The 26,066-nt window shown below is 68.5% G+C and carries 26 protein-coding genes, 1 tRNA gene and 1 pseudogene; 17 read left to right on the top strand and 11 right to left on the bottom strand.

Features of this window, described 5'->3' with window-relative positions; genetic code table 11:
• Positions 1 to 13: 13 nt before the first annotated feature.
• Positions 14 to 3,709: a P-loop NTPase fold protein gene (locus ABZ342_RS00370; RefSeq protein ID WP_360467958.1), complete on the bottom strand. Its 3,696-nt coding sequence runs from the start codon at positions 3,707 to 3,709 to the stop codon at positions 14 to 16.
• Between the two features lie 319 nt (positions 3,710 to 4,028).
• On the opposite strand from ABZ342_RS00370, the gene ABZ342_RS00365 reads away from it, so the two are divergent.
• The 13 genes from ABZ342_RS00365 (at position 4,029) to ABZ342_RS00305 (ending at position 13,975) form a co-directional block, all read left to right on the top strand.
• On the top strand, positions 4,029 to 4,259 hold the full coding sequence (locus tag ABZ342_RS00365) for a DUF6355 family natural product biosynthesis protein (protein ID WP_360467957.1): 231 nt from the start codon (positions 4,029 to 4,031) through the stop codon (positions 4,257 to 4,259).
• Between the two features lie 34 nt (positions 4,260 to 4,293).
• Positions 4,294 to 4,824, top strand: coding sequence for a hypothetical protein (locus tag ABZ342_RS00360; protein ID WP_360467956.1), 531 nt, complete (start codon positions 4,294 to 4,296; stop codon positions 4,822 to 4,824).
• Positions 4,825 to 5,149: 325 nt separating this feature from the next.
• A complete protein-coding gene (locus tag ABZ342_RS00355) occupies positions 5,150 to 5,680 on the top strand; it encodes a hypothetical protein (RefSeq protein WP_360467955.1) in 531 nt (176 codons plus the stop codon).
• On the top strand, positions 5,677 to 6,330 hold the full coding sequence (locus ABZ342_RS00350) for a flagellar biosynthesis protein FlgA (protein WP_360467954.1): 654 nt from the start codon (positions 5,677 to 5,679) through the stop codon (positions 6,328 to 6,330). The genes ABZ342_RS00355 and ABZ342_RS00350 overlap by 4 nt, the downstream gene beginning before the upstream one ends.
• Positions 6,331 to 6,335: 5 nt before the next feature.
• Positions 6,336 to 7,097: a hypothetical protein gene (locus ABZ342_RS00345; protein WP_360467953.1), complete on the top strand. Its 762-nt coding sequence runs from the start codon at positions 6,336 to 6,338 to the stop codon at positions 7,095 to 7,097.
• Positions 7,087 to 8,391 (top strand): CpaF/VirB11 family protein, encoded by a 1,305-nt coding sequence (locus tag ABZ342_RS00340; protein ID WP_360467952.1) that lies wholly within the window; start codon positions 7,087 to 7,089, stop codon positions 8,389 to 8,391. Before ABZ342_RS00345 ends, ABZ342_RS00340 begins: the two co-directional genes overlap by 11 nt.
• Positions 8,388 to 9,239, top strand: coding sequence for a type II secretion system protein (locus ABZ342_RS00335; RefSeq protein ID WP_360467951.1), 852 nt, complete (start codon positions 8,388 to 8,390; stop codon positions 9,237 to 9,239). Before ABZ342_RS00340 ends, ABZ342_RS00335 begins: the two co-directional genes overlap by 4 nt.
• Positions 9,236 to 10,084, top strand: a complete 849-nt coding sequence (locus ABZ342_RS00330) for a type II secretion system protein (RefSeq protein ID WP_360467950.1) — start codon at positions 9,236 to 9,238, stop codon at positions 10,082 to 10,084. Before ABZ342_RS00335 ends, ABZ342_RS00330 begins: the two co-directional genes overlap by 4 nt.
• 13 nt (positions 10,085 to 10,097) lie before the next feature.
• Positions 10,098 to 10,292: a hypothetical protein gene (locus tag ABZ342_RS00325; RefSeq protein ID WP_360467949.1), complete on the top strand. Its 195-nt coding sequence runs from the start codon at positions 10,098 to 10,100 to the stop codon at positions 10,290 to 10,292.
• On the top strand, positions 10,292 to 10,660 hold the full coding sequence (locus tag ABZ342_RS00320) for a hypothetical protein (RefSeq protein ID WP_360467948.1): 369 nt from the start codon (positions 10,292 to 10,294) through the stop codon (positions 10,658 to 10,660). The genes ABZ342_RS00325 and ABZ342_RS00320 overlap by 1 nt, the downstream gene beginning before the upstream one ends.
• A complete protein-coding gene (locus ABZ342_RS00315) occupies positions 10,657 to 11,079 on the top strand; it encodes a hypothetical protein (RefSeq protein WP_360467947.1) in 423 nt (140 codons plus the stop codon). The genes ABZ342_RS00320 and ABZ342_RS00315 overlap by 4 nt, the downstream gene beginning before the upstream one ends.
• A complete protein-coding gene (locus ABZ342_RS00310) occupies positions 11,076 to 11,480 on the top strand; it encodes a pilus assembly protein TadG-related protein (protein WP_360467946.1) in 405 nt (134 codons plus the stop codon). The genes ABZ342_RS00315 and ABZ342_RS00310 overlap by 4 nt, the downstream gene beginning before the upstream one ends.
• 17 nt (positions 11,481 to 11,497) lie before the next feature.
• The gene (locus tag ABZ342_RS00305) at positions 11,498 to 13,975 is read left to right on the top strand and encodes a LysM peptidoglycan-binding domain-containing protein (RefSeq protein WP_360467945.1); all 2,478 of its coding nucleotides are present in this window, start codon (positions 11,498 to 11,500) and stop codon (positions 13,973 to 13,975) included.
• On the opposite strand, the gene ABZ342_RS00300 is transcribed toward ABZ342_RS00305, so the two are convergent.
• Positions 13,945 to 14,616 (bottom strand): hypothetical protein, encoded by a 672-nt coding sequence (locus ABZ342_RS00300; RefSeq protein WP_360467944.1) that lies wholly within the window; start codon positions 14,614 to 14,616, stop codon positions 13,945 to 13,947. The two genes, ABZ342_RS00305 and ABZ342_RS00300, sit on opposite strands and share 31 nt — an antisense overlap.
• A gap of 511 nt (positions 14,617 to 15,127) precedes the next feature.
• Here ABZ342_RS00300 and ABZ342_RS00295 point away from each other — a divergent pair.
• Positions 15,128 to 16,417, top strand: a pseudogene (locus tag ABZ342_RS00295) (recombinase family protein); the annotation flags it as partial.
• On the opposite strand, the gene ABZ342_RS00290 reads toward ABZ342_RS00295, so the two are convergent.
• Both ABZ342_RS00290 and ABZ342_RS00285 read right to left on the bottom strand, forming a co-directional pair.
• A complete protein-coding gene (locus ABZ342_RS00290) occupies positions 16,367 to 17,056 on the bottom strand; it encodes a hypothetical protein (protein WP_360467943.1) in 690 nt (229 codons plus the stop codon). The pseudogene ABZ342_RS00295 and the gene ABZ342_RS00290 sit on opposite strands and share 51 nt — an antisense overlap.
• A tRNA-Leu gene (locus tag ABZ342_RS00285) sits at positions 17,032 to 17,105 on the bottom strand. Before ABZ342_RS00285 ends, ABZ342_RS00290 begins: the two co-directional genes overlap by 25 nt.
• Before the next feature lie 174 nt (positions 17,106 to 17,279).
• On the opposite strand from ABZ342_RS00285, the gene ABZ342_RS00280 reads away from it, so the two are divergent.
• Together ABZ342_RS00280 and ABZ342_RS00275 are read left to right on the top strand one after the other, a co-directional pair.
• Positions 17,280 to 17,894, top strand: a complete 615-nt coding sequence (locus ABZ342_RS00280; RefSeq protein ID WP_360467942.1) for a response regulator — start codon at positions 17,280 to 17,282, stop codon at positions 17,892 to 17,894.
• Positions 17,895 to 17,927: 33 nt separating this feature from the next.
• Positions 17,928 to 18,452, top strand: coding sequence for a hypothetical protein (locus ABZ342_RS00275; protein WP_360467941.1), 525 nt, complete (start codon positions 17,928 to 17,930; stop codon positions 18,450 to 18,452).
• A 47-nt stretch (positions 18,453 to 18,499) separates the two neighbouring features.
• On the opposite strand, the gene ABZ342_RS00270 is transcribed toward ABZ342_RS00275, so the two are convergent.
• The 5 genes from ABZ342_RS00270 to ABZ342_RS00250 all read right to left on the bottom strand — a co-directional run bounded on the left by ABZ342_RS00270 (position 18,500) and on the right by ABZ342_RS00250 (position 23,332).
• Complete coding sequence (locus ABZ342_RS00270) at positions 18,500 to 19,213, bottom strand: ABC transporter ATP-binding protein (protein ID WP_155546122.1); 714 nt, start codon at positions 19,211 to 19,213, stop codon at positions 18,500 to 18,502.
• Positions 19,203 to 19,976: an ABC transporter ATP-binding protein gene (locus ABZ342_RS00265; protein WP_155546123.1), complete on the bottom strand. Its 774-nt coding sequence runs from the start codon at positions 19,974 to 19,976 to the stop codon at positions 19,203 to 19,205. Before ABZ342_RS00265 ends, ABZ342_RS00270 begins: the two co-directional genes overlap by 11 nt.
• The gene (locus tag ABZ342_RS00260; RefSeq protein WP_360467940.1) at positions 19,973 to 21,100 is read right to left on the bottom strand and encodes a branched-chain amino acid ABC transporter permease; all 1,128 of its coding nucleotides are present in this window, start codon (positions 21,098 to 21,100) and stop codon (positions 19,973 to 19,975) included. The genes ABZ342_RS00265 and ABZ342_RS00260 overlap by 4 nt, the downstream gene beginning before the upstream one ends.
• A complete protein-coding gene (locus tag ABZ342_RS00255) occupies positions 21,097 to 22,068 on the bottom strand; it encodes a branched-chain amino acid ABC transporter permease (RefSeq protein ID WP_155546125.1) in 972 nt (323 codons plus the stop codon). The genes ABZ342_RS00260 and ABZ342_RS00255 overlap by 4 nt, the downstream gene beginning before the upstream one ends.
• Before the next feature lie 109 nt (positions 22,069 to 22,177).
• Positions 22,178 to 23,332 (bottom strand): branched-chain amino acid ABC transporter substrate-binding protein, encoded by a 1,155-nt coding sequence (locus ABZ342_RS00250; RefSeq protein ID WP_155546126.1) that lies wholly within the window; start codon positions 23,330 to 23,332, stop codon positions 22,178 to 22,180.
• A gap of 550 nt (positions 23,333 to 23,882) precedes the next feature.
• Between ABZ342_RS00250 and ABZ342_RS00245 the strand changes: the two genes are divergently transcribed.
• Complete coding sequence (locus ABZ342_RS00245) at positions 23,883 to 24,653, top strand: alpha/beta hydrolase (RefSeq protein ID WP_360467939.1); 771 nt, start codon at positions 23,883 to 23,885, stop codon at positions 24,651 to 24,653.
• Here ABZ342_RS00245 and ABZ342_RS00240 read toward each other — a convergent pair.
• A complete protein-coding gene (locus ABZ342_RS00240; protein ID WP_360467938.1) occupies positions 24,619 to 25,590 on the bottom strand; it encodes a LysR family transcriptional regulator in 972 nt (323 codons plus the stop codon). The two genes, ABZ342_RS00245 and ABZ342_RS00240, sit on opposite strands and share 35 nt — an antisense overlap.
• 4 nt (positions 25,591 to 25,594) lie before the next feature.
• A complete protein-coding gene (locus tag ABZ342_RS00235; RefSeq protein ID WP_360467937.1) occupies positions 25,595 to 26,032 on the bottom strand; it encodes a hotdog fold thioesterase in 438 nt (145 codons plus the stop codon).
• Positions 26,033 to 26,066: the final 34 nt, after the last annotated feature.

The following is a 26,066-nucleotide window of genomic DNA, read 5'->3' as shown; positions in this document are numbered from 1 at the left end:
GGATATCAAGCGATCAGCGAGTGGCGACGAAGAGGTCGTAGGTTTCGAATCCGTACCGAGCGATCGCAGTCGCCCATCTCTGGTACGTCCCGAGTTCGCCGTGGACCTCTCGCCCCGCGACGCGCTCAGCCTTGATCAGCACGGACAATCGATGGGGGAGTCCATTGCCCTCCAAGACATCGACGATGTCCTGACCGGCTGCGTCGCCGAGCCGGATCATTAGTTCTCGGGTCCCCCGTGGGTCGCTGACCAGTGCAGCAAGGAGCAGCGCCGCGGCGTGGAACTCTTGCCTGATGAGGAACATGTCGAGCTGCTCCGGTGCTACGGACAGGCGAATGAGCCGGTAGAGGTTTGCCAGTTTCTTGACCGCGCGGGGTGTCGGGAGCAGGGACACGAGGTTCGCCAGAAAGTCCTGCTCGAAGGGCTGAAGCTTCATGCCCTCCGGAGCGAGGTCGCTCGGCGAATAATTGGCCGGGCGCCGGCGCGGGCGGTTCTGGAACTGAACCGGGTCTGGTTGCTCGATCTCGGTGGAGGTGTCGGCTTCGACGGCGGTGCTCTCTGTATCAGGCTGCGCAGGGTTTTGCCGGTAGCCGACCCTGGGCAAAATTGCCGGTCGTGGCCCAGTGTCTACCGGCAGCATCGATCTCAGGTAGTCCGAAGCTTGGGCGCCCATCGGTCGCAACGCGAAGGGAATATGAAAGATCTTGTCCAAGTAGTCCAACGGCGTGACCGCATCGTGCAGAAGACCCAGGTGGTACCGCTTCAGCGCCTTCATCAGCCATCGCGGGTCGACTGCCACGACGACCATGAACAAGTCCATGGTGAGCAGGAGGTTGATGGCCTGCAGTACGTCAGCGACCCGCTGGGGCGTGCAGCGGTCGAGGTCGTCGACGTAGAGGACGATGCGCTGCAATGGTGGCCTGCCCCGCGCGCCGTCGTCGGACCAGGCTGCTCGAGCCATCGCCAGGTCGTCGCTCAAGCGACGAAGGTCATGGTGGATGCGACCGGTGAGACCGCGGAAGCTCTCGTACCGCTCGGCCGTACTGATCTCCGCGAGCAACCGGTCGAGCCGGTGCGCCGGCTCGACGCGAGCGAGTGCGTCATCGGTCTTCTTGATATCGGCGTCGAGTTCGTCCTTCCGGCGCAACAACTGCTTTCGGACGTTCTCCGTGGACTCGTGTAACGTGCGCCAGGCAGCGGCGACCGGCGCCAGCGCCGCGATCGCGCCAGCGATCCACGCGAGCTGATCCTGTCCGAACCGAATGCTGAAAACCACGCCGGCAATGCCGACAACAGCTACGAGAAGGAACGGCCAGCCTCGGTGGGTGCGGAGCTCCCGCCAGCCGCTGGTCACCGCGGCTCTTGCCACGCGGGCGCTGCGCAGCGGCGCCCGGGCGGCGGCGAACCAGCCTCGGTCGGCTTCGATTCGATCGATCGCTTCGAGGTCTGCTGTCAGCCGTTCGCGATCGGATTTACGTGTCGAGAGGGCCGTTTTGAGCTCGGTGACCCGCTCCGCGGTGGCCTGGTCGACCACCGCATCGGTTACGGCGAGCTCCTGGAACATGTGCTCGACGAGCCCGACCCACAGGTGGTCGTCGCTGTAGTGCCAAGCGTTGAAGGTCACCTGCCTGAGGTTTGAGACGAATGTGCTGGTGAGTGACCCTTCGGCGCGCTCTGCAGCATCCACAAGCCATCGCCGCAACTGCACCATGAAGGTCGACTTACCCGACCCCCAGTCGCCGAGGAGTGCCACGGACAACGGTGGTCGCACGGTGGTCGCCGCGAGCATCGCGCCGATCAGGCGGACGTCGTTGCCGATGCCCAGGCGATCGTCGCTGCTTTCCAAATCGCTCTGGACGTCGGCGACTACTTCCTTCACGACGGTCGGAAGATCGGCTCCGGCGGGAAGCTCCTTTTGGTGGGCGATATCCCATCTGCGCACGGTCCCGTCGGCGGAACCGGAGAGGAGTACGGCGCCGCCGTCGTCGAGGAAGGCAAGTGACGTGATCGTGCCCTCGTGCCCTATATAGGCGTCACCGACACGCTCACCCGTTACGGTGTCCCACTCGGAGATGACATGGTCCGTTCCGCCGCTGAAGATTCGGTTTCCGTCAGGACTGAACCGGACGACGGTCACGGATCCGATGTGACCTACTTTCGGCGAGGTGATTGCTCGGCCGCTACTGGCGTCCCACACTCGGATTCGGCCGTCGCTGCCGCCGCTGACGATGCGCCGCCCGGTCCGATCGATCGATACGGTCAAAGCAGCCGGCGAGTGCGCGTTGATCGGGTCACCAACACGGTCTCCGGTTGCGACGTCCCAACGCAGCAACCGACCGTCCTGGCTGCCGGCCGCAATGATCTGGCTCCCGTCCGGGCTCACGCAAACGGAGTTCACTGGGCCACGGTGCCCGGTCAAGTGCTTACCGAGGGGTTCTCCCGTCGAAGAGTTCCATCGACGTACGGTGCCGTCTGCGCCTGCGCTGACAAGCAACTGGCTGTCGGGCGTGAACGTGACTGCGCGAACGCCGCCGGGGTGGCCGGTCAGCGGCTCGCCGACGTACTCGCCGGTGTGGGCATTCGAGCAGACAATGGTGTCGCTTTCGCCGACTCGAGCGAGGAGTCTGCCATCGGGTGACAGCGCGATCGCGTTGACCCAGCCGTCCGGGGCTCGGAATCGGCCGAGCGAGCGACCGGTCGCCCCATCCCATCGGCGGATGGCTCCGTCGATGCTCGCGCTGAACACTTCTGGCGGCCAGCTTTGGACGGCAAGTGCGTTGACCGGCACGCTCGGTCCCGGAAGCGATTCCCGGGTTACTGTCGTGGCATTGAAGGACCACTGGATGATTGTGCCGTCGTTACTGCAGCTGAACGCTCGATTATCGGTCGGGCTGACCTGTATGGAGCGGATCGAGTCCGTGTGACCGCGAAGCGGGTCACCGATTGCTGTGCCAGAAGCGAGGTTCCAGCGACGAACGGTGCCGTCACCGCCGCCGCTGAGAATCTGGCTTCCGTCCGAGGTGACGGCTACTGCGAACACTGCACCCTCGTGGCCGTGAACGGCTTCGCCGATCTCCATACCACTGCTGAGGTCCCACTGACGGATCGTGCCGTCGCCGCCACCGCTGACAAGCCGTGCGCTGTCGGGCGTCAAGGTCAAGGCATGGATCAAGCCGACGTGGCCGAGGAGAGGCTCCTTGAGTCGTCCATCGTACGACGCGCGTCGGATTGAGGTCTCCTTGCCGGCCCAGATGATTTCTTCGGTGATGGGCGAAACGCAGATCGCTCGTATCGATCCTGCGTGTGAGAACGTGTTGGTGAGCTGACCGTCGGTGAGGTTCCACACGTGCAACTCTCCATCAGCACCACCGGCGAGTACGCGTGTGCCATCTGAGCTGACTCGGACCGTCCAGACTGCGCGCATGCTGTTGCCCAACGAGCGGGTGAGGTTACCTGTCTCGACGTCCCAGACGCGTACCACGCCGTCGTAACCGCCGCTCACGATCTGCCGGCCGTCCGGTGTCACGGTCACAGCGAGCACCGAGTTCGAGTCGGCCTCGATGGGCGCACCACTGGGGCGGCCGTTGGTCGTGTCCCAGCGCGTGAGGAAGCCGTCGCGGCCACTAGCGACGAGCCAGCGGCCGTCCGGTGCGATGGCCATCGCGTAGAACGGCCGCCGGTGCCGAGCGAAGGGCTCAGAGTTCGCCATGTTGATGAAGTCGTCGCAGCCATGGCGAACGTAACGATCTCAGGGACTTGAAAATCGTTCTCGTCTTGACTCGATTGGCACACCTCTGGCACAAAATCGGCACAGCGCTGGGTCGCTCGCGCGGTTCCGCAGAATCGCTGTTCGTTCCACAGTGGATTTATCAAGTCATCGAGTTCTCGTTGGCTCAGAACGAATTCGCGGAGGACAAATGAGCTCTCGCACTCTTCGCTTCAGGACATTGGCCAGGGTGCTCTGCGTCGCCCTGGTCGCCTCAACCGCCTTCGGCGTCGTCGCGACTCCGGCTGACGCTGCAACTCAGGTGAAGCTTCGCGACAAGTGCGGCTACCTGGCTTGGGGGGAGTACCGGCACTGCGACGGCGGCACCGGCTCCACCGTCATGCTCGACGTCGAAGACATCTGGGGCAACATCTACCACTACTGCGTCGGTCCCGGCATTACCGACCTCCAGCCGGTGATCAGGTGGCGCGTGACCGGCGCTTGGTGGAACGGCGGAGTCAACTGCATCCCGGGCTTCTACGGCGAGGCCTGAGGTGTTCCGAACTCGACTCATCGGGCTGCTCTGCTTGCTGGCGCCGATGACCGCGTGCACCGGCGGGGGCGAGCCGACGGTGGTCGGCCCGCCGGCTGCGGCGCCCTCGCCGCCGAAGCCACACGGGCCGGAGGATCAGGCAGTCGAGCAGGCCCTGCGCGTGTACGAGCGGTACTGGCGGATCAGCGAGGAAGCTGCTGCTTCGCCGCGCGGCGTGGACTGGCCCACGGAGCTGGCGAAGGTGATGGCGGACCCAGCGCTGTCCGCCTACATCGGCGAGCTGGCGAACCTCGCCTCCGTGCCGGCGCACAGCAGGGGGCAATACGGCCGATCGCCCAAGGTGACGACCGTGGCCTTGGCGCCACCGCCACGGGTCGTCGTGATCGACTGCCTCGACGCGACGAATGAGCACCTGATCAGCGAGAAGCCGGGCGATGGCGGGCGGAGCTTGGACCATCCCGACCAGCCCAAGCGCTACGAGTTCGAAGCCCAGATCGTCCGTTACCCGAATCCGGACCGCTGGCTCGTCCAGCAGGTACAGGCGCGATTGGAGAAGCCATGTTGAGGCGTGGTTGCGCGTTCTGGCTGTGCTCGGCATGACCGCGGTTCCAGCGATGGCGCATGCTCAGGAAGCCGGTGGATGCACCGCCGCAGGAAGCCAAGGTCGATGCTGGGTGACAGCGGCGAATCCGGGCCGTCCAGCTGGGCCCGCAGGTCCGGCGACCGCATCCGGCGGCCGGAACAGCGGCGCTCCGCAGTATCCGTGCGTCGACCAACCTTGGACGCCGCCACCTGCCGGGGACCCGCTGTGGGGTGGCCATGATCCGTCGCAAGGGTCGCTGAAGCTGCTGATCTGCCGAGGTGGCGGCGCGCTGCAGGGGTGGCCGCGGGTGGTGTTCGCGCCGAACGGGCAGCCGATCGCCGTGCCGCAGGTTTCCCCGGTGGAGCTGGCCGAGCAAGCGATCGCCGAAATGAGCCTGTCGGCTCCGGACATCCAGCTGAGCCCATCCGCGAACTCGCCGCGCGGAGCCACGATCGGCTTTCCGGTCTGGATGTGGACCGCCCGCCGAGAGGCGACAACCGGCCCCGTGACCCGGACGGCGACCGCCGGCCCGATCAGCGTCACCGCCACGGCGACGCTCGCGCGGATCGACTGGTCGATGGGCGACGAAACGACGACGCGCTGCTCAAATCCGGGAACGCCGTTCACCGACGATCAGGCAGGGAAGCCGTCGCCGACCTGCGGGCACGTCTACGAACGGCTCGTGGCCGGCGGCGTGGCCGAGATCAACGCGACGAGTAGGTGGGAGATCAGCTGGTCCGGCGGCGGCCAGAGCGCGTTCCGGACGTTGAACCTGACGTCCTCGGCACGGCTGGCCCTTCGCGAGGTCCGGACGCTGAACACGGGAGGGCCGCGATGACCACCCGAGGTCCGCTGCGAACCGTCCCGGAAACCCCACCGCCCGAGCCAGCACCACTACGACCGCCGCGGCGGCGCCGGTCGAAGCTGTTCATCCTGCTCGGCCTGGTCCTCTCCGCGGTCTCGGCCATCGGCGTGGTCTGGGTGTTCCGAACCGTCGACGACTCGATCGCGGCCGTTGGCGTCGCGGCCCCGGTCCGCTACGGCGAGGTCATCACGGCCGAAGCGCTGCTGGAGGTCCACGTGCGACCGGATCCCGGCGTGCACGCCCTGGCCTGGGACCAGCGGTTCGAACTCATCGGCAAACCGGCCCCGACCGACCTGCGACCAGGCGCGATCCTCACCTCGGATCTGGCGGCCGACAGCCCGTCGATTCCGGCGCCGGGTGAGCAGTTGGTCGGCGTCGCGGTCAAGCCGGGTCAGCTGCCGACGACACCTCTCGAGCCCCGGCAGCCCGTGCTGCTGGTCCCGGTCGGCTCGACGGACAACGCCTGGACACCGGTCCGCGGTTCGGTGCTGCGCGTCGGTGCCCGCGACAGCTCGTCGCTGCAGGTGGTCGACATCGTCGTTCGAGAGCACGACGGCGCCCAGGTTGCCGCACGCGCGTCGACCGGCGGTGTCGCGATCGTTGCCCTGCCGAAGGGCGGGTGACCGGCATGCTGATCGCGTTCGCTTCCCTGCAGGGCAGCCCCGGCGTCTCCACGGCGGTGGCGGCGCTGACCTGGGTCTGGCCGCGCCACGCCGTGCTGGCCGAGTGCGACCCGACCGGCGCTCAAGCGCTGGACGTCTTCGACCCCGACGGGGGTCACGGCCAGCCCAGCGTCTTCGAGGTCTTGGTCCAAGCCCGTTCGATGCCGCTGCACCGGGCGATGTCCAGCCAACTGGTGGTACTGCCCGATGGCACGGCGTGCCATCACCTGCTGCCGGGGGCCCGCTCGCCGCGGGAAGCCGAGAGCCTGGACTGGCGACGGCTGACCGACTTGTTCCTCGAGCTGGAGACCGTCGACGTCCTCGCCGACTGCGGTCGCGTCCGAGCGGGTGGCGCACCCTACGCGGTCCTCACCGGCGCCGCGCTTATGGTCCTGGTCGTCACCAACTCCCGCAGCTCACTGCGCAAACTCGCTGCGTCGCTGGACGTCCTGCGCGAGGAGACAGGCCGGGCCGGCGACGACCTGGCGCTCCTGGTCGTCGACCCCGACCCCCGCACGCACCAGCGGTTCCCGCACCGGGAGATCGCCGACCAGTTCGCCGCCGAGGGCGTGCCGATGGCCGGCTGGCTGCCGTGGGATCCGGTCAGCGCGGCGCAGTTCACGAACCTGCACCGGCCGGGACGGCGCTTCGAGTCCTCGCCGCTGCTGACCACCGCACGCAAGGCCGCGGACGAGATCGGCCGGAGGGCGGTGCGCCATGTCCGTTGACGAGCTCGTCGCCCGCGCCCAGCAGCAGCTCGCACCGCTGGTCCAGCAAGAGGCCGCACGGCAGTCCCGCTCCGAGCGGGAGGTGGCCGAAGAACTGGTCGACAACGTGCTGGCCGCGGTCGGCAAAGACTGGGCCAGCTCCGGGCAGCAGTTCTTGAACGCCCGCGAGGAGCAGACCGTCAGGCAGGCCGTCCTCGCGGAGATGTTCGGCCTCGGCAGCCTCGACCAGCTCCTGGCCGACGAGGCCATCGAGAACATCGACATCATCGGCAACGAACCCGCCTGGCTGTCCCACCACGACGGCCGGGTCACGCGCGGCCCTCGCATTGCGGCCACCGACGCCGAGGTCGTCCAGTGGCTGCAGCGCATCGCCGCGCGGATGGGGCGCACCGAGCACACCATCAACGACGCCCGGCCCCTGCTGAACATGGAGCTGCCGGGAGGGGAGCGGCTCGCGGCAGCCATCGGCGTCACCAACCGGCCGCACATCTCGATCCGCCGGCACCGGCTGCCGACCGCGGGACTCGAGGAGCTGCGGCAGCGCGGGATGATTTCGGCCGCGCAGCTGATGCTCCTGCGCGCGGCCGTTCGCGCGGACAAGAACGTCGTCGTCTGCGGCCGCCAGAAGGCCGGTAAGACCACGCTTCTGCGTGCGCTCTGCTGGGAAATCCCGCCGACCGAGCGGTTCGCGACGCTCGAGACCGAGTTCGAGCTGGGCCTGCACCGCCACCGCGACCGCTTTCCGGCCGTGATCGCGTTCGAGGAACGCGAAGCTAACTCTGAGCGGTTGGACGGCGGGGTGGACCTCCCGCGGCTGGTGTCGCAGTCGCTGCGGATGCACACAGCACGAACCGTCGTGGGAGAGGTGCGCGGCAACGAGATCATCCCGATGCTGAACGCGTTGTCCTCCGGCGGCGCCGGCTCTCTGTCCACTGTGCACGCACGCAGTGCCGCGCAAGCCGTGCACCGCATGGTCCTGCTGTGCTTGGAAGCGAACGCGGCGTGGACGCCGGAGTTCGCCTACGTGCTCGTCGCCAACACGATCGACCTCATCGTGCACGTCGACCTCGTCCAGCAGCAGGACCGCCTGGACCGGCACGTCGCCGAGATCGTCTCGATCGAGCCCGGCGAGTACGGAAGACCCGCGCGAACCTACTTGTTCAAGGCCAGCGCCAACGACCGGCGCGGGCAGCCTACCGGCAACCTGCCGACCGACCTCGCCGACTACGAACGCGGCGGAGTCGACCGCGCCTGGCTCACCGCGAGCGGCGACGGCGGCTGGAGCACGCCATGAGCGAACTCATCCTGGCCGTCGCGGTCCTCCTCGGCGGGGCGGCCGTGACCATGATCGTCGCCGGCGCACTCGGCAGCGACGAACCGCAGCGTCCGAGCTTCCGGCGGCCTCGTCGGTGGCGGACAGACCGCCGCACCGCGATGCGCGGCGGAGCGGCCGGAGGCCTCGGCGCCGGCACCTGGCTGACGAGCGGCTGGCCGGTCGCCGGGCTCGCCGTCGCGGCGCTGGTCATGTTGTGGCCGTGGCTGTTCGGTGCTGGGAATACCGCGGCACAGCGCATCGAGCGGCTGGAAGCGTTGGCGGACTGGCTCCGCGGCCTCGCCGACGTCCTGCAGGCCGGCAGCGCAGGACTTGTCGGCGCGCTGCAAGGTTCCGCGCCCGAGGCGCCGGCCGCCATCGCCGGCGAGGTCGCCCAGCTCGCGCAGCGGCTCCGGACGTGGGACGTCCCGAAGGCGCTGCTGAGCCTCGCCGACGACCTGGACGACGAAGTCGGCGACGCCGCGGCCGCCGGTCTGTGCGTCGCTTACGCCCAGGGGAGCGGCATGGTCGACCTGCTGCGGACCCTGGCAGGTCAGATCGCCGACGACGTCGCCGCCCGCCGCGACGCCGAAGCCGAACGCGCGCGCCGCCGATCCGCCGCCAGGATCCTGCTCAGTCTGTGGAGCGCGATGTTCGTCGGCTTCGCCGCCTTCGACAGCTCCAGCTACACCTCCGTCTACGACAGTCCCGGCGGCCAAGTCGTCCTCGCCGCCGTGCTGGGCGTCGTCGCTCTCGCTGTCGTGTGGCTGCGCCGGCTCGGCCTCGAACCACGCACATCGCGATTCCTCACGCCGGGAGATCGGGCATGACCGCCCAGGTGATCCTCATCCTCGCGGCGATCGGTGCTTCGGCGGGCGTCACGCTCGTCGTCGCCGCATTCGCCCCGACGCGACCGCGGCTCGCGGACATCCTGCACGACCGCGCAGCCGAACCCGGCCTCGCCAAACTGGCGATCCAGTACGCGGACCGGTGGCACCTCGCCGCGTCGCCGACGGACTTGGAACTGGTCGGTCAAACGCGGGAAAAATTCTTACTGCAGCGCGTCGGCCTGCTGCTCGGCGGCGCCCTCTGGATCCCGCTCCTGGCGATGCTGCTGGTCGCGCTCGGCGCGGCGCCGCCGGTGTTCCTGTCCGGAGCAGCCTCCCTGGGAGCCGCTCTGCTCGGCTGGCAACTCCCGGCGCTCCTGCTGAAAGCCAAGGTCCAGCGCGCCCGGACGACGTTCACGACCGCGCTGGCCGCGTACTGCCGGCTGGTCGCGCTGGGCAGGCTCGGCGACCGCGGCCCGGCCGAAGCCCTGCGCTACCCGGCGACGCTCGGATCCGGCTGGGCGTTCGAACGGATCAAGCTCGCCATCGACGAGGCCGCGCTGCGCGGCCGGATGCCCTGGGACGGCCTCATCGACCTCGCCGAGACCACGGGCGTCCGCGAGCTCAAGGACATCGGCCAAATCATCGCCAGCGCCGGCCACGACGGCGCCGGAATCGCCGACACCCTCCGCGCCAAAGCGACATCGCTGGCCCAGCAGCAGCTGGCGTCCCGCAAGACCGGCGCGTCGGTCCGCTCCGACCGCATGGACATGCCCCTCGCCCTGCTCGGCTTGGCCTTCATCGGCTTCCTCGCGTTCCCCGGGATCTACCTGATGCTCCACGTCTGAACAGGAGAAGAACATGATCAACACCATTGCCCTGAAGCTCTGGCTCGCCGTCCGCGACCGGGCCGCACAGTTCGCCCGCGACGAGCGCGGGGACGAGAACATCACCAAGGCGTTCTACGCCGCCCTCGGCATCACCGTCGCGACGCTCATCGGCGCCGGTATCACCGCGTTCATCAACGGCAAGCTCCCGCTGATCGGAGGCCACTGATGCGTGGCGAACGCGGCGACGACAACGTCGCCGCCGCGGTCATCTACAGCGCGATCCTGCTCGTGGCCTGGGCCGTCATCCAGATCGCCGTCGTCCTGCTCGGCCGCGGCGTAGCCCTCGAAGCCGCACGAGACGGCGTGCGCTCGGCCCGGCTCCCTCCGGCAGACCCGGCTACCGCGGCCGCGGCAGCCGAGACCTACACCCGCGACGCCACCGGCACCTGGCTGTCCGACGTGCACGCGAACGCCAGCACCGACGGCGAGCGCGTCACCGTGACTGTCACCGGCCGGGCCACTTCGCTGGTGCCCTTCGCCCGGTTCCCGATCAGCCAGACCGCGTCCGGCCCGATCGAACGGCTCGAGCCATGACCGGCGACGAGCGCGGCGACCTCACGGTCGAGACGGCGATCGGCGTGACCGCACTGTTCCTGCTCCTCGGACTGGGCCTGGTCGGCATTCGCGTCATGGTCGCCGACGCGGCGATCGACGAAGCCGCCCGCTCGGCCGCCCGCGCCGCGTCCATCGCCCGCGACGGCCACGCCGCGGCGGTCGCCGCCGACCGCCGTGCCCGGGCGGTCCTGGCCGAGCAGCACCTGACCTGCGTCAGCCTGGACGTGGTGGTCGACGCCGCGGACTTCGCGAAACCCTTCGGCGACACCGGCTACGTCGTCGCGACGATCACCTGCGACGTCCCGCTGGACGACCTCGCCATCCCCGGCATCAGCGGAGCGAAGACCCTGCAAGCGCAGTTCCGCTCGCCGATCGATCGCTACGGCGCACGATCATGAACGTCCTGCGCGACGAGCGCGGCTCCACGTCGGTGCTGATCGTCGGCCTCTGCCTCGCGCTGCTCACCGCGCTCGGCTTCGCGGTCGACGGGACACGCAAAGGCCTGGCCTACTCGCAGGCGACGGCGATCGCCGAAGAAGCCGCCCGCGCCGGCGCGCAGGCGTTGCGCGTCCGCGCCCTCGCCGACGGCACCGACGCCGCCGTCGAGCCGGCCGTCGCCGAAGCGGAAGCACAGCGGTACATCGCGACGTCCGGCGCCACCGGCACCGCACACGCCGACGAGTACCAGGTCGTCGTCGACACCGTCATCACCCGCACCACGATCTTTCTCGGCTCCATCGGGATCGCCGAGTTCACCGTTCACGGCCACGGCGCCGCCGTCCTCGTCTCGGCGGACTGAGCCGGGAGGAGCCCACCATGCGCACGACATCCCGAACCCTCGCTGGCATCGCGGCGATCGCTGCCCTGATCGGCGGACCGCCCGCGGCGTTATGGCACTTCCGCACCGTGTACCTGCCGGACCGGTTCGACGACCTCGTCACCTGGCTGACCATCCGTGACGACGGCAGCCTGTTTCTGCTCCTGCTGGCGGTCGTCGGTGTCATCGCGTGGTTCCAGTTGCTCGTGGCCTTCGGCGTCGAAGCCGCGGCGGCTCTTCGCGGGGCAACGGCTGTGCGGCTGCCGGGCTTCGGCTGGGCGCAGCGGCTCGCCGCCGGAGCGCTGCTCCTGCTGCTGGCCGGCACGGCAACGGCCGAAGCCGCCGAGGCGCCACCCTACGTCGTCGTCACCGGCGACACGCTGAGTTCGATCGCCGCGGCCGAACTCGGCGATGCGAACCGCTACCAAGAGATCTACGAGCTCAACCACGGAGCCCCACAGCCCGACGGCGATGCACTTCGCGCCCCTGACCTGCTGAAGCCGGGCTGGGTTCTCCAGCTGCCCGGATCCGACGAGGTCACCGTCCGGCCAGGCCAGACCCTGTCCCAGATCGCCCGCGACCGGCTCGGCGACGCCGACCGCTACCAGGAGATCTTCGACCTCAATCGCGACCGCCCGCAGCCGTTCGGACGGCCGCTCACCAGTCCGGACCGTCTGTACCCCGGCGACGTCCTCCAGCTGCCGGGAAGCCACCCGAAGCCCACCCCGCCCCCGCCGGCGGTCTCGGTGGTTCCCTCGTCTCCGCCGCATCCTGCGGCCGCCGTCCCGCCTGCGACGCCACCGCCCACCGAGGTCGCGTCTCCGCCCGAGCAGGGCAGCGGCGTGAGCCCCGCCCTGCTGGCCGGTGCTGGGGGAGTACTCGTCGCGTCGCTGCTCTTGCTGATGACCACCCGCCGCGGCCGCGTGCGCCAGCAAGTCGTCATCGAGGTACCCACGGTCAACCAGCTCGACCACGCGCTGCGAGAGATGGCCGAGAACGCTCGCCACCGCGGCATCGAGCTACCCGCGGTCGCGGGGGCACGCATCGGAGCAAACGGGATCCGTCTCCGGCTCGCTCGCCCTGCCGACGCCATCCGCCCTTTCACCGCTGCTTCGGACAGCGAATGGGTACTGAGCGAGCAGCCAAGCGGATCCGAGGTGGACAACCAGGAGCCAGCCCCTTATCCAGCCTTAGTCTCGCTCGGCCACACGAGCGAAGGCGAACTGGTGCTGGCCAATCTCGAGCAAGCGGGCGTGATCGCGCTCCGAGGCGAGCTGGAGGAGGTCCACGCTGTGCTGGCCGCGATGGCAAGGGACCTTCTCTCCGCTCCGTGGACCAGCGACATCGTGATCGTCCTGGTCGGAACCGGCGAGCGCACCGCAGACCGAATCCGGCTCGCGGAAACATGGAGTGACGCCCTCGACGCCGTTGCGACCGAGCTACGTCGCTCCGTGGTCCTCTCGGCTCTACCGCTCGACCACGCCGAGCTCAGCGACCTCGCGGCCGTGGCGGAACGCGTCGCCGCCATCGTGACGGCCGCCCCCGATACCGCTCTGCTGCCGGGTGCTTGGCGACTGGACGTCGGGGGTGACAGGACATTCGTCGACGAGCTCGGCACGGACGTCGAGCTGCAACGGCTGACGCCTGATCAGGTCGCCCAGCTCACCACGAACCTCATCGAACCGACAATCCGCGAGCCGGAACCTGAACGCGAGCCACCTGCTGCTACCCACGAGATCCCGACTCCCGCGATCAGGCTGCTCGGCCCGGTCAGCTTGACCGGCGTCGACCCTACGGCGGTCGAGGCGAAGAAGATCAACCGGCTGACCGAACTGGCGGCGTTCCTCAGCCTCCACCCCGGAGCGAACGCCGACGAGATCTCCCGCCAGCTCGGCACCGACACCGCGCCGTGGTCGGCAGCGACCCGCCAGGGCTACATCTCGCGCCTGCGCACCTGGCTCGGCCGAGACGCCAACGGCGAGCTGTACCTCCCGAACGTCGACGCGAGACGAGGCGGCTACCGCCTCTCAGACTCCTTCGAGAGCGACTGGGACCAGTTCCGAGACCTTTCTCGGCGCGGTCTCGCAGACCCCGAGACTTCGGTCGACTACCTGAAACAGGCTATGGAGCTGGTCTCGGGCCTGCCGCTGAGCAACGTGCCAGCGGATCGGTATGCGTGGAGCTCGTGGATCCAGCGGGAGATGATCGACGCCGTCGTCGAGGTGGCTCACGCATTGGCCGCCGTCAGCTTGGCGGCCGGCGACCTCACGACTGCGCGTCGCGCGGCCGGCCGCGGCATCCAAGCCGATCCGGTGAGCGAGCTCCTTTACCGAGACCTGCTCCGGGCCGAACACCGCGCCGGCAACGCGGCCGCGGTGCGCGAGATCACGGACAGGCTGAGTTCGACCGCCGCCGCGCTCGAAACCGAACTCGATGAAGAGACGATTCAGCTGGTGAGCGCCTTACGGACCGGCTGACCGATACGTCGCGACGACGGCCTCCCAGACTCCGTCTGCTCGGGCGGCCGGGAACCGATTCGGTGCCACCTTGTGCCGCCGACGTCGTTGAACTCGATCTCGATCTCGGTATTGCCGTTGCTGGCGGTCATGGCCGCGATCGTTTCGTCGACCTCGCCGTCCGCGGGCCATGCCCAGGGTTCCCACAGCCCGTCCTCTCGCAGAAGGACCGAACGCTTCCCGCCGGTGGCCGCACAGGGAACTCGGCGGTCTTCGGACGGCAGGTGGATGTGGATGGCGACGACATCGACATCGATGATCGGTGTGTCACCTCTGTTCTCGACCTGCACGCGGACGCCCTGATCGGTGGTCTGGAGCTGCGACACCTTCACATAGAACGCCTGCACCCGAGCTCGTTCGGCTTCACGCCGGTTGGCGCGGGTCACTTCCTTCCGGGCTATCCGAAGAGCTGCCCAGGCGGCGGAGAACGCTCCGAAGCCGCCCATCCACTGGCCGAGTCCGGCCCAGCTGTCCGAGTCGTCGCCGAAAGGCCAGTAGCGAGTGCCGATCATGACCAAGAGTCCAATCAGGAACCCGCTCAGAAAGCCCCACTTGCTGTAAACGAAGCGGCTGATTTCATTGAAGACCTGGTCCGTGCGCACCGCACCTCCAAACGAGCAGTCCCACGCGACGGCGCGCAGACTTCTGCTTCTTGCTAGTCGTGCCGGCACCGTCCGCTGTTACGAGACCTGGGCGTCTGAGTGCTCTCGTATCCCCGTGAATGAACGGCATGTGTGGTTCCGCGTGTCTCGGACAGTTAGCCAATCTCGTCGAGTCTCGCAAGAGTGCAGATCTCAGGACTTCAGGGTCTCGGCGGTCTCGCTCGACGTCTCGGGGCAGGTCTCGATGGATGAATCTGTTGGCACGAAGGGGCAAGTCGGACGGAGTCATCTCGCTGTATCGGAGATGACGACTCGGCTGACTGCGTCTGAATGGTGTTACGATCAGGGGCGTTCGCTCGGCGAAGGATGTCGTTTCTCTGGCCACGTCGAACTAATTCACGGAGCAAATGCGGAAAACCTGCATGCGCGCCTTGCCCGCGTATCCGTAGACCTCCTCCGCTGGGCTGCGGACATGCATTCCACCGAGTCTTCTGAGGACACCTGACCCGCCATGACTTCATACGATCGTGTGATCATCAACCCGCCGGTGCCCGGCCTGACGAACTTCGGCCAGCGAGACCGAGCTGTCTCGGGGCCATCGGGACTCTCCGACCACGCTGTCTCGCCCCTCGGCATGCCCCTTGCCCTCCTGCGTGACGAAGTCCGCGTCGCCTTTCTGGGCCGGACGTCCACCGAAGAGCAGCAGGACCCCCGGCAGTCGATCCTGCGCCAGCTGGGCAACTCCAAGACCGCGTTGCCCCAATCCTGGGTCATCGTCGCGCACTTCTACGACGTCGAGTCGGGACGGATGGACCTCGAGCGCCGTGGACGCGGCGACCACTACGACCGCTTCGACATCCCGATTGCCCGCGATGGCGGCATTACCGACCTGCTCTCGGAAGCAGCGAGACCGGACCGCCGGTTCGACGTCGTCATCTGCGAGAGCATCGCGCGGGTGGCTCGCCGCGCTTACGAGGGACTCTCGGTCGAGCGAGACCTCGAGCGGTACGAGGTCTCGCTGTTCGCGGCCAACGAGACCATCAGCGTCTCGGGCAGCCGAGCGCAGAGAATCCTGCAGCGCCGAATCAACCAATCCGTCGCCGAGTACGAAGTCCTGAACACCCTCGAGCAGTCATGGGGTGGCCTCTGCACCCACGTGCGAGAAGGCTGGAACATCGGCAAGCCCTGCTACGGCTACAAGGCCAAGACCTTCCGGCACCCGAACCCGGCGAAGGCGGCCAAGGGCATCACGAAGACCCGCCTCGAGCCCGACGGACCGTGCGGCGAGACTGTGACGCAGATCGCATCCTGGGTCTACTGCGACCACTTGGGCACCGACGTCATCGCGGACCTGCTCAACCAAGACCTCGTGAAGCATCCGCCGCCGAGTCCACCCGGTGGTCGCCGGGCGCGGGGGTGCTGGAGCCGGTCGAGCATCAACGACATCCTCAGGAACCCGAAGTACACCGGCTACCAGGTCTACAACCGCCGAGCCACCAGGTCGGGCCGGGGCAAGCACAACGACCCGGTCAAGTGGGTCTGGTCGCCCGAGCCCGCTCACGAGCCGCTCATCCCGAAGTGGATGTACGACGAGCTCATCGGTCGCCGGAGGAGCAAGGAGCGATCCCGCACGAGCAACGCGCCGAACTCGCACCCGCAGACGAAACGGACCTACCTCTTCCGCGGCAAAGTGTTCTGCCCTTGCGGCCGTCGCATGGTCGGCGAAGTTCGCCGCGAACGCGCCTACTACCTATGTCGACCGAGCAACAACAACCGCGGCCGGCCGGACAACTACCTCGGCCATCCCAAGACGCTCTACTTGCGCGAAGATGCGCTCCTCGATGCCGTCGCCGCCTTCCTCGCCGACCGCGTCTTCGGCCCGGAACGCCGAGCGATCTTCGATGCCCAGCTGGCAGGTATGGACACCGGCGAGGCCGACGAGCGTGAAGCTCAACGTACGCAGCTGAAGAAGGCCATGGCTGATCTCGTCAAGAAACAGGAGTCGGTCCTCGGGCAAGCGATGAACGGAGACCCCGATGACGCGTTCACGAAGGCGCTGAGAGGGCGGTACAACGACCTGGAAGCCCAGCGTGCCGATCTGGCCGCGAAACTGGCAGCCGTCGACCAGTCGGCCGGGACAGAGTCCGACAAGCCGGGGCACGATGCGTTGTCGCTCCTCGATGCGTTGCCGGTCTTGGCGGTGAACCTCGCGAAGGCGCCAGAAGATCTCCTGAGGACCCTCTTCGAGGTGGTTCAGCTCAGCATCCAGGTCCACGATGAGGGCGAGCGTGCGACAATGACGATCACCCTGCCCGCCGACCACGTCAGCGAGGTCGCGGGCACAGCAGAGAGGATTGGCGACCAGATGAACCCGGCAAGGACGCCCGAGGGGCGTGCTGTTGGGGTTCTGGATCGTGCCCCCGGTGAGATTCGAACTCACACTGGACGGGTTTTGAATCCGTTGCCTCTGCCAGTTGGGCTACGGGGGCGTGACGCAGTGACTCTACGGGATCACCGGGCGCCGACAGCTACCGGGGCGGGGAGTGTCGCGCCCGCCACTACGTGGTGAACGCCATCTCTGCTTCTGGATCGTTCCCGGTAGGCTTCAGGTTCGCGGGAAGCCGCGAAACCGACCGTCCCGCCGACACTTCAGGAGGACCCCGGTGACCGATCAGGCTACCGAGGCCAACGGTGCCGCCACCGTGCCGCAGCGTCGGGTGCTCGTCGCGGAAGACGAGGCGCTCATCCGGCTGGACCTCGTCGAAATGCTGCGCGAAGAGGGCTACGAAGTCGTCGGCGAGGCCGGGGATGGCGAACAGGCCATCTCCCTCGCCACCGATCTCAAGCCCGACCTCGTGATCCTCGACGTCAAGATGCCCAAGCTGGACGGGATCGAGGCCGCGGCCAAGATCACCGGTGACCGGATCGCGCCCGTCGTCATCCTCACCGCCTTCAGCCAGCGTGATCTCGTCGAACGCGCCCGGGATGCCGGCACCATGGCCTACCTCGTCAAGCCCTTCGCCAAGCGGGACCTCGTGCCCGCCATCGAGCTCGCCGTCAGCCGGTTCTCCGAGCTGCAGGCCCTCGAGGCCGAGGTCGCCGGGCTCACCGACCGGCTCGAGACGCGGAAGGTCATCGACCGCGCCAAGGGCCTGCTCATGAGCCGGCAAGGCCTCACCGAGCCCGACGCCTTCCGCTGGATCCAGCGCACCGCCATGGACCGCCGGACCACCATGAAGACCGTCGCCGAGGCCGTTGTCGAGAGCATCGGAACCTAGCCGGACCGACGGCCGGCGGGCAGAATCACCAGCGTGAAACTGCTGCCGGCCGTCGTCGCCCTCGCACTGCTGGCCGGGTGCGAAGCCGCCCCCAGCACCCCCGCGCCGACGACCACCTACGAGCTGCCGCCGCGGCCGGTCCGGCCCGACGAGACCGCCCTCAAGGTGCCGCCCGCGAAGAACGGTGACACCGAGTTCACCCTGATCGGCCTCGCTGCCGGCCTGCCCAGCATCACCGGGAGCCACGCCGAAATGCTCCCCAAGGGCCAGTACGTCCGGTTGCGGCTCGTCGTGACGAACACCGGGACCTCGAGCGTCCTGTTCGACCCGAAACGGCAGCTGCTCGTCGACGACCAGGGCGCGACCCACCCCCCGGACGAGCAGGCCATGCTGATCAAGCGCCAGCCCGCCCAGTTCGACCTCGGGCACAGCGTGCGCGTCGAGTTCGACCTCTACTGGGACCTCCCCAAGGACCGGAAACCGGTCGCGCTCAGGGTGTTCGGCGGCCCCACCATCACCGACATGAAGAACGTCAACGGCACCGACATCAAGCTGTGAAAAAAAGGGGCCCGGCACGAATGCCGGGCCCCTCACCAAAGAAACACTCAGACGCCGAGGTCGCCACCGAGGTAGGCGGCCCGCACCTTCGGGTCGTTCAGCAGCTCGGCCCCGGGCGCGCTCTGGACCACACGGCCCGTTTCGAGCACGTACGCCCGGTCCGACAGCTTCAGCGCCTGCTGGGCGTTCTGCTCCACCAGCAGCACCGTCGTCCCGCGCTTGTTGATCTCCCGGATGATGTCGAAGATCTGCGCGATCAGCATCGGCGCCAGGCCCATCGACGGCTCGTCGAGCAGCAGCACCTTCGGCTTCGTCATCAGCGCGCGGCCGATGGCGATCATCTGCTGCTCGCCGCCCGACATCGTGCCGCCGAACTGGGTCTTCCGCTCCGCGAGCCGGGGGAACAGCTCGAAGACCTCTTCCAGGTCGGCGTCGAGGTCGTCCTTGCGGGTGTAGGCACCCATCAGGAGGTTCTCCTGCACCGTCATGCCGGGGAACACGCCCCGGCCTTCCGGCGACTGGCCGATCCCGAGCAGCACGCGCTTGTGCCCCGGGGTCTTCGAGATGTCCTGGCCGTTGAACAGGATCCGGCCGCTGGTGAGCGGCCGCAGCCCGGAGATCGTCTTGAGCGTCGTGGTCTTGCCGGCGCCGTTGGCCCCGATGAGGGAGACGATCTCACCCTCGTCGACCTGGATGCTCATGCCCTTCAGGGCCGCGATCTTGCCGTAGTGGACGTTGATGTCCTCGACCTCAAGAAGCATCTTCGGACACCCCCAAGTACGCCTCGATCACCTTCTGGTTGTTCTGCACCTCGTGCGGCAGCCCTTCTGCGATCTTCTGGCCGAAGTCGAGCACCGCCAGCCGGTCGCTGATGTGCATGACCAGGCCCATGTCGTGCTCGATGAGCAGCACGGTGCGGCCGTCGTCCCGGATCTTGCGGATCAGCGCCTGCAGGGCGTTCTTCTCCGCCGGGTTCATGCCCGCGGCCGGCTCGTCGAGCAGGAGCAGCTTCGGGTCGGTCGCCAGGGCACGCGCGATCTCCAGCCGGCGCTGGTCGCCGTAGGAGAGGTTCTTCGCGACGTTGTGCTCGACCCGGCCGATGCCGACGAAGTCGAGCAGCTCCCGGGCCCGCTCGCGGCCGTGCTTCTCTTCCTTGCGGTGCCACGGCAGGCCGAGCGTCGCGCCGATCGCGCCCGTCTTGTGGTGCGCGTCGACGCCCACCATGACGTTCTCCAGCGCCGTCATGTTGTGGAACAGCCGGATGTTCTGGAACGTCCGGGCGATGCCGCGCTTGGTGACCTTGAACCGCTTCATGCCGTCGATGCGGTCGCCGTCGAAGCGGACTTCGCCCTCGGTCGGCTGGTAGACGCCGGTGACCACGTTGAACACCGTGGTCTTGCCGGCGCCGTTCGGCCCGATGAGGGCGAAGATCTCGCCCTCGTTGATGGTGAGGTTGACCTCGCGCAACGCCGTGACGCCGCCGAAGCGCATGGTCACGTTGTCGAATTCGAGCAGCGGGCTCACTTCGTCACCTCCGCCGAAGCCTCGGAGTCGGGGCCGGCCACTTCCGCGCCCATGGCGCCCATGCCGCCGGTTCCTTCCCGTAGTTCGGCCTTGCGCTGCCGCGACGGCAGCAGGCCTTCGGGCCGCAGCGCCATCATCAGCACCAGCACGGCACCGAAGATGAGGACGCGGTAGTCGTTGAACTGGCGGAAGCGCTCCGGCAGCCACGCGATCACGAACGCCCCGAGGATGACGCCGGGCAGGTTGCCGGAGCCACCGAGCACGACCGCGGCCAGGATGGTCGCGGACAGGATGAACGGGAAGTTGTTCGGCTCGATGAACACGGCCTTGCTGGCGTAGATCGTGCCGGCGAAGCCACCGATCATGGCGCCGATGGCGAAGGCGAGGAGCTTGAACTTGAACGTCGGCACGCCCATCAGCTCGGCCGCGTCCTCGTCCTCGCGGATCGCCGCCCACGCCCGCCCGACCCGGCTCTTGGTGAGCCGCACCGAGAAGACGATGACGAGCGCGATCGCGAACACCATCAGGTAGTAGTACGGCGCCGGGTCGAGGAAGAACTCCATGCCGAACAGCGGCTCGGGGTGCGGGACGTTCGTGATGCCGCGCGCGCCGCCGATGCCGTCGGTGTTGTTCGCCGTGATCCGGACGATCTCACCGAAGCCCAGTGTGACGATGGCCAGGTAGTCGCCGCGTAGCCGGAGCGTCGGCGCGCCGAGGATGACGCCCGACACCGAGGCCAGGAAGATGCCGATCAGCACCGTCGGCCAGAACGACCAGCCGTAGGTCGTGCCGATCGACGCCCACGTGTACGCGCCGATCGCGAAGAACGCCACGTACCCGAGGTCGAGCATGCCCGCGTGGCCGACCACGATGTTGAGGCCGACGGCGAGCAGGATGTAGGTGCCGACCGGGAAGATCAGGACGGTCGTCCAGTCCGAGTACGGCGACATGAACGAGCCGATCCACGGCGCCGGCAGGATCAGCACCAGGACGATCAGGGCGAGGTACACGCCGTAGCGCTGCCACGTGGGCGCGTCGGCCCACCAGTCACGCATCCCGTCGATGGGATGGAAACCCTTGCGCGCCGGGGTTTCGTTGTTGTCAGCCACTCCGTCGCCTTTCATGCGCGTGCTCGCTGCAGGGATTCACCGAGGATGCCGGTGGGCCGGAGCATGAGCACGAGGACGAGGACCACGAACGCGGTGACGTCCTTCCACTCGGAGCCGAGGAAGATGGAGCTCCAGTTCTCGACCAGGCCCAGGACGATGCCGCCCAGCAGGGCGCCGCGCAGGTTGCCGATGCCGCCGAGCACCGCCGCGGTGAACGCCTTGATGCCGAGCAGGAAGCCGACCCGGTAGTCCGTGTTCTCGTATTCCATGACGTAGAGCGCCGCGGCGACGCCGGCCATCGCGCCGCCGAGCAGGAACGTGATCCGGACGATGCGGTCGATGCTGACGCCCATGAGGACGGCGGCTTCGGGGTCCTGCGCGGTGGCCCGGATGCCGCGGCCGATGCGCGTGCGGCTGACCAGCTGGTCGAGCACGACCATCACGACGACGGCGGCGATGATGACGAAGACGTGGTCGGTGCGCACGACGCCGTTGCCGATCCGGAACAGCTCGTCGTGCGGTACGAACCGGGGGGCGTTCTGCTGGACCTTGCCCGCCTTGTCCGACAGCGCGGGGATGATCGCGAGACCGAACAGCTCCTGCAGGAACAGCGAGGCGCCGATCGCGGAGATCAGGGCGGCGAGCCGGGTGGCGCCCTTCTTGCGCAGCGGCCGGTAGGCCAGCTGCTCCAGCACGATGGCGGAGCCGCCGGACGTGATCGCGGAAGCCACCGCGATGAGCAGGAGGATGCCGATCATCCCGAACACGCCGACCGTGATCGGGGCGGTGCCACCGGCGATGGCGATGAGGATGAACAGGGACGTCATCGTCCCGATCATGAAGATTTCGGAGTGCGCGAAGTTGATCAGCCTCAGCACGCCGTAGACCATCGTGTAGCCGAGGGCGATGAGGGCGTAGATGGAGCCGGCTACCAGGCCGCCGATGGTGCTGCCCAGAAACTGGCTCTGCAGATCTTGGAACATGACGTAGTTGCCTTACCTGACGGGGCGAGGATGGTCGCCACATTGGCGGGGAGCGGGGGTGCTGTGGTTCACAGCGCCCCCGCTCCCGTTAGGTGTTTCTACTGCTCCGTCAGCCGGTGATCTTGGCGGTGGTCGAGTCGCCGAGGTTCTTGATGACCCCGCCGACGACCTGGTAGACGTAGATCGCGTTCGTCTGCGGCTCGCCGTTCTCCTTGAACTTGACCTGCTTCGACGCGCCCTTGAAGTCTTCCGTCTTCAGGAAGTCGTTGATCTTCTCACCGGTGGTGTTGCCCGCCTTGACCGCGTTGATGATGGCGGTCGCCGCGTCGTAGCCCTCGGTGGCGTAGATCGCCGGGTCGACGTTGAACTTGGCCTTGTACTTGGTGGCGAACTCGTTGGTGGCACCCGCGTCCGGGATGTTGCACGGGCAGCCGATGACCGCGCCGTCGGCGGCCGCGGCACCCGCACCCGAGACCAGCTGCGGGTCGAGCGAGCCGTCACCGGTGGCGAAGACGGCCTTCACGCCGCCGTCACGGAGCTGCTTGAGCAGCCGGCCGCCCTGGGCGTAGTAGCCACCGAAGGTGATGACGTCCGGGTTGGCCGCCTTGACCTTCTGCACCGTCGACGAGTAGTCCGACGCGTCCTTGGCGAACTTGTCGCGCTCGGTCGTGATGCCCTTGTCCTTGAAGGTCTTCTCGAACGCGTCCGCGAGGCCGACGCTGTACTCCTGGTCGTCCGAGAGGACGTACGCGTTCTTCGGCGACTTCGCCGTGATGAGGAAGTTCGCGATCGCGGGGCCCTGGTCGTTGTCGTTCGCGACGACGCGGTGCCAGTACTTCCAGCCGTTCGAGGCCAGGCCCGGGTTGGTCGCCGACGGCGACACGCTCGGGACCTTGCCCTGCTCGAGGACGCCGCCCACGGCCTTCGACTCACCCGAGAACGCCGGGCCGATCAGGGCGGTGATCTTGTCCGTCCCGATCGCGGTCTGCACCAGCGAGGTGGCCTGCTCCGGCTTGCCCTGGCTGTCGTAGTTCTTCAGCTCGAGCTTCACCTTGGGGTTCGTGGCGTTGTACTCGTCGATGGCGAGCTTCGCCCCGTTGTTGGGCGGGATCACGATCCCGGAGTTCTCCCCGGTCAGGTCGCCCATGAACCCGATCTTCAGCGTGCTGCTGTCACCGCTGCCCGACGAGCTGCTGCCGCCGGCACAGCCCGCCAGCGCCAGCGACGTCGCCGCTGCGAGGGCGAGAACCCGTCCAAAACGCACTCCTGACACCGACTACCTCCCATGACCAACCAGCCGCCGGTAGGCGTTGCCCCCGACACAGGGGCTAGGTTAGGGCAGGAAGATATCCCTCTCGCCCGTCATGTGCACAGGCGGCCTCACTACTCTGTGTCCACATCGTGACGATCGCAACCGACACGAATTGCACGAAAAGCCGAACGACGTTTCGTTACAGCCCGCCGCTGGTCACGTAGCGATACTAAGTATCGGGGCCCGTTATGCGAATGGGTGACAGCCGTGTTTCCGCGGTATGTCATCGTCCATTTCGCCGGGCGGTGCGTGGCCGGTTTCCCGGCTTTCCGCTGTTCACCCTGGCGGGGGCCCCGCGCGGCGGGCACCGCCGCAGGGATGCACCTTACGTCCGGTTCGGGCGGCCGAACGGACCACCCCCCGGTCACCGGGAACCTCAGGTCTGCCCGAAGGGGCACCCGGCCGTCACAACCACCGGTTGTCGTGGACGCCGGAACGGCTGTTGGACCCGCACCCGTCCCCGGCGGTTCGCTGGAGGCAGCCGAGAGACAGGGAGAGACGGATGCGGGAAGTGGTCGAGGGGGTCGCGGCGGGCGTGCCGTTCGTGGCGCTGGCGCCGGCGGACCCGGGGGCGACGGCGGCGCTGGTGGCGGGCTGGCACCTGATGGAGGTGCCCGCGAGCGAGCGGGCCTTCGCCGAAGCGGTGCCGATGAGCGGCCTGCAGGCGTGGCGGGTGTACTTCGGCCTGCCGCTGACCGGGGCCCGGCTGCCCGAGGGCGGTCCGGCGGAGCTGTTCCGGCGGGCGAGCGAGGACGCGGTGCTCAACGTCTTCGAGCCGGTCACCGAGCAGGCGGTGGCGGAGTTCCCCGCGGCGCTGGCCGAGCTGCGGGACCGGCTCCCGGGCGCGGACGGCCCGCTCGGCGTTTTCGGCGGCTCGGCGGGCTCGCTGGTCGCGCTGGAGGTGCTCGCCCGCGGGGACGTCGCCGTCGAGGCCGCCGCGGTGGTCAGCCCGGTCGCGCGGCTGGGCCCGGTGATCGGGCGCAACGAGCGGCTCTTCGACGTCACCTACCCCTGGTCCCCGCGGTCGCGGGCCGTCGCCGACCACTACGACTTCGTGCGCCGGGCCGGGGAGCTGACCGCGCCGCTGCTGCTGGTCGCCGGGGCCGAGGACGACAGCGCCGTGCGCGAACCGGCGCGAGCCCTGCGCGAGGAGCTGGGGACCGAGCTGGTGACGGTCGAAGGAATGGGGCACGAGTTCGCTCCGGGGAGCCCGGAAGCGAAGCAGGTCGACGCGGCGTTCAGCGAGTGGTTCGCGCGGCGGTTGCGAGCCTGAGGTCGTCGTCGGGCAGCCAGGCGTGCGCCGGGTCGTAGGCGCACCAGTTCTCTTCACGGCTGGTGCGCCCGGCCAGCGCCAGCAGCCGCCGCAGCGCCGGGTGCGCCTTCCCGCGCCGCCAGACCAGTGACCACGGGAACAGCGGGGACGGCTCGAACGGCAGCACCTTCAGGTCGAGGTCGGGCGCGAGCTCCATGTCGGCCCCGGCGAGCGTGACGCGCCGCTTGCCGTACCGCGTCTGCTCGAGCGTGTGCCGCAGGTCGTAGCTGACGCCGGAGTCGTCGATCGGCACGTCGAACCGGCCGCACATCGCCTGCAGGTAGGACAGCCATTCGGCCGCCCCGCCGGACCCGGGCAGCCAGATGCCCTCGGCGCGCAGCTCGTCGAGCCGCAGCGCGTCCAGCTGGGCCAGCGGGTGCTCCGGCGCGAGCAGCGCGACCAGCGGTTCGAGCCGGACCGTCCGGTGCTCCAGCTCGTCGGGCAGCGGCCGGCCGAAGCCGGTGACGCGGCCGACGGCGGCGTCGAGCTCCCCGGACAGCAGCGGCTCGACGGCGTGGGCGAACCCGCCGCCGGCGACCCGGTCGATCCGCAGCGCCTGCTCCCGTTCGGCGAGCCGGCGCAGCAGGAACATCGGGGAGAGCCGGAAGTCGACGACGTCGAGGCGCAGCGGCCGGTCGTCGGCGCTCATGGCGGCCACCGCCGCGTCGGCCACCCGCACCAGCTCGCGCGCGTGCGGGAGGAACCGCTCGCCGTCGGCGGTCAGCTCGACCGACCGGTTGGTGCGCAGGAACAGCGGCGTGGCCAGCGTCTCCTCGAGCTTCCGGATCCGCTTCGACAGCGCCTGCTGCGTGAGGAACAGCGTCTGGGCCGCCCGCCCGAAGTGGCGCTGGTCCGCGGTCACGACGAACGCCCGCACCTGGGCGAGGTCGAGGTCCACCGGCTCAGGCGCCCGGCGGGCGGTCCCGGACGACGCAGGTGAGGCGCGCGGTGCAGGTGCGCCGGCCCTCGTCGTCGGTCAGGACGATCTCCGCGGTGATGGTGCCGCGGCCGACGTGCAGCGGCGTCGCGACCCCGGTGACGGTGCCCGAGCGGACCGCCCGGTGGTGCGTGCAGGACAGCTCCAGCCCCATCGCCGCGCGGCCCGGGCCCGCGTTGAGCGCGGCGACCGTCGAGCCCAGCGCTTCGGCGAGCACGGCGTTGGCGCCGCCGTGCAGCAGGCCGTACGGCTGGAGGTTGCCCTCGACCGGGATGGTGCCGACCACGCGTTCGGCCGTCGCTTCCAGCAGCTTCATGCCGACTTTGTCGTTCAGCTGCTGGTCCGCGGCCGCCGGGTCGATGCCCGACAGCCGGTCCACGTCGATGGGGGCACTTTCGGTCACGCAATGCTCCTGTTCCTATGCGACACGTAAGAGT

This window comes from Amycolatopsis sp. NPDC005961 (assembly GCF_040629235.1).
Lineage (GTDB): Bacteria > Actinomycetota > Actinomycetes > Mycobacteriales > Pseudonocardiaceae > Amycolatopsis > Amycolatopsis camponoti.
Note: the sequence above shows the minus strand (reverse complement) of the source record. Positions and strands in the feature narration are given on the sequence as shown.

Coding starts and splice junctions, on each gene's coding strand:
- ABZ342_RS00345 (WP_360467953.1), top strand. CDS start 6,336: ATGCTGATCGCGTTCGCTTCCCTGCAGGGCAGCCCCGGCGTCTCCACG.
- ABZ342_RS00325 (WP_360467949.1), top strand. CDS start 10,098: ATGATCAACACCATTGCCCTGAAGCTCTGGCTCGCCGTCCGCGACCGG.
- ABZ342_RS00270 (WP_155546122.1), bottom strand. CDS start 19,213: ATGCTTCTTGAGGTCGAGGACATCAACGTCCACTACGGCAAGATCGCG.
- ABZ342_RS00330 (WP_360467950.1), top strand. CDS start 9,236: ATGACCGCCCAGGTGATCCTCATCCTCGCGGCGATCGGTGCTTCGGCG.
- ABZ342_RS00245 (WP_360467939.1), top strand. CDS start 23,883: ATGCGGGAAGTGGTCGAGGGGGTCGCGGCGGGCGTGCCGTTCGTGGCG.
- ABZ342_RS00255 (WP_155546125.1), bottom strand. CDS start 22,068: ATGTTCCAAGATCTGCAGAGCCAGTTTCTGGGCAGCACCATCGGCGGC.
- ABZ342_RS00320 (WP_360467948.1), top strand. CDS start 10,292: ATGCGTGGCGAACGCGGCGACGACAACGTCGCCGCCGCGGTCATCTAC.
- ABZ342_RS00260 (WP_360467940.1), bottom strand. CDS start 21,100: ATGAAAGGCGACGGAGTGGCTGACAACAACGAAACCCCGGCGCGCAAG.
- ABZ342_RS00340 (WP_360467952.1), top strand. CDS start 7,087: ATGTCCGTTGACGAGCTCGTCGCCCGCGCCCAGCAGCAGCTCGCACCG.
- ABZ342_RS00335 (WP_360467951.1), top strand. CDS start 8,388: ATGAGCGAACTCATCCTGGCCGTCGCGGTCCTCCTCGGCGGGGCGGCC.
- ABZ342_RS00305 (WP_360467945.1), top strand. CDS start 11,498: ATGCGCACGACATCCCGAACCCTCGCTGGCATCGCGGCGATCGCTGCC.
- ABZ342_RS00370 (WP_360467958.1), bottom strand. CDS start 3,709: ATGGCGAACTCTGAGCCCTTCGCTCGGCACCGGCGGCCGTTCTACGCG.
- ABZ342_RS00315 (WP_360467947.1), top strand. CDS start 10,657: ATGACCGGCGACGAGCGCGGCGACCTCACGGTCGAGACGGCGATCGGC.
- ABZ342_RS00310 (WP_360467946.1), top strand. CDS start 11,076: ATGAACGTCCTGCGCGACGAGCGCGGCTCCACGTCGGTGCTGATCGTC.
- ABZ342_RS00350 (WP_360467954.1), top strand. CDS start 5,677: ATGACCACCCGAGGTCCGCTGCGAACCGTCCCGGAAACCCCACCGCCC.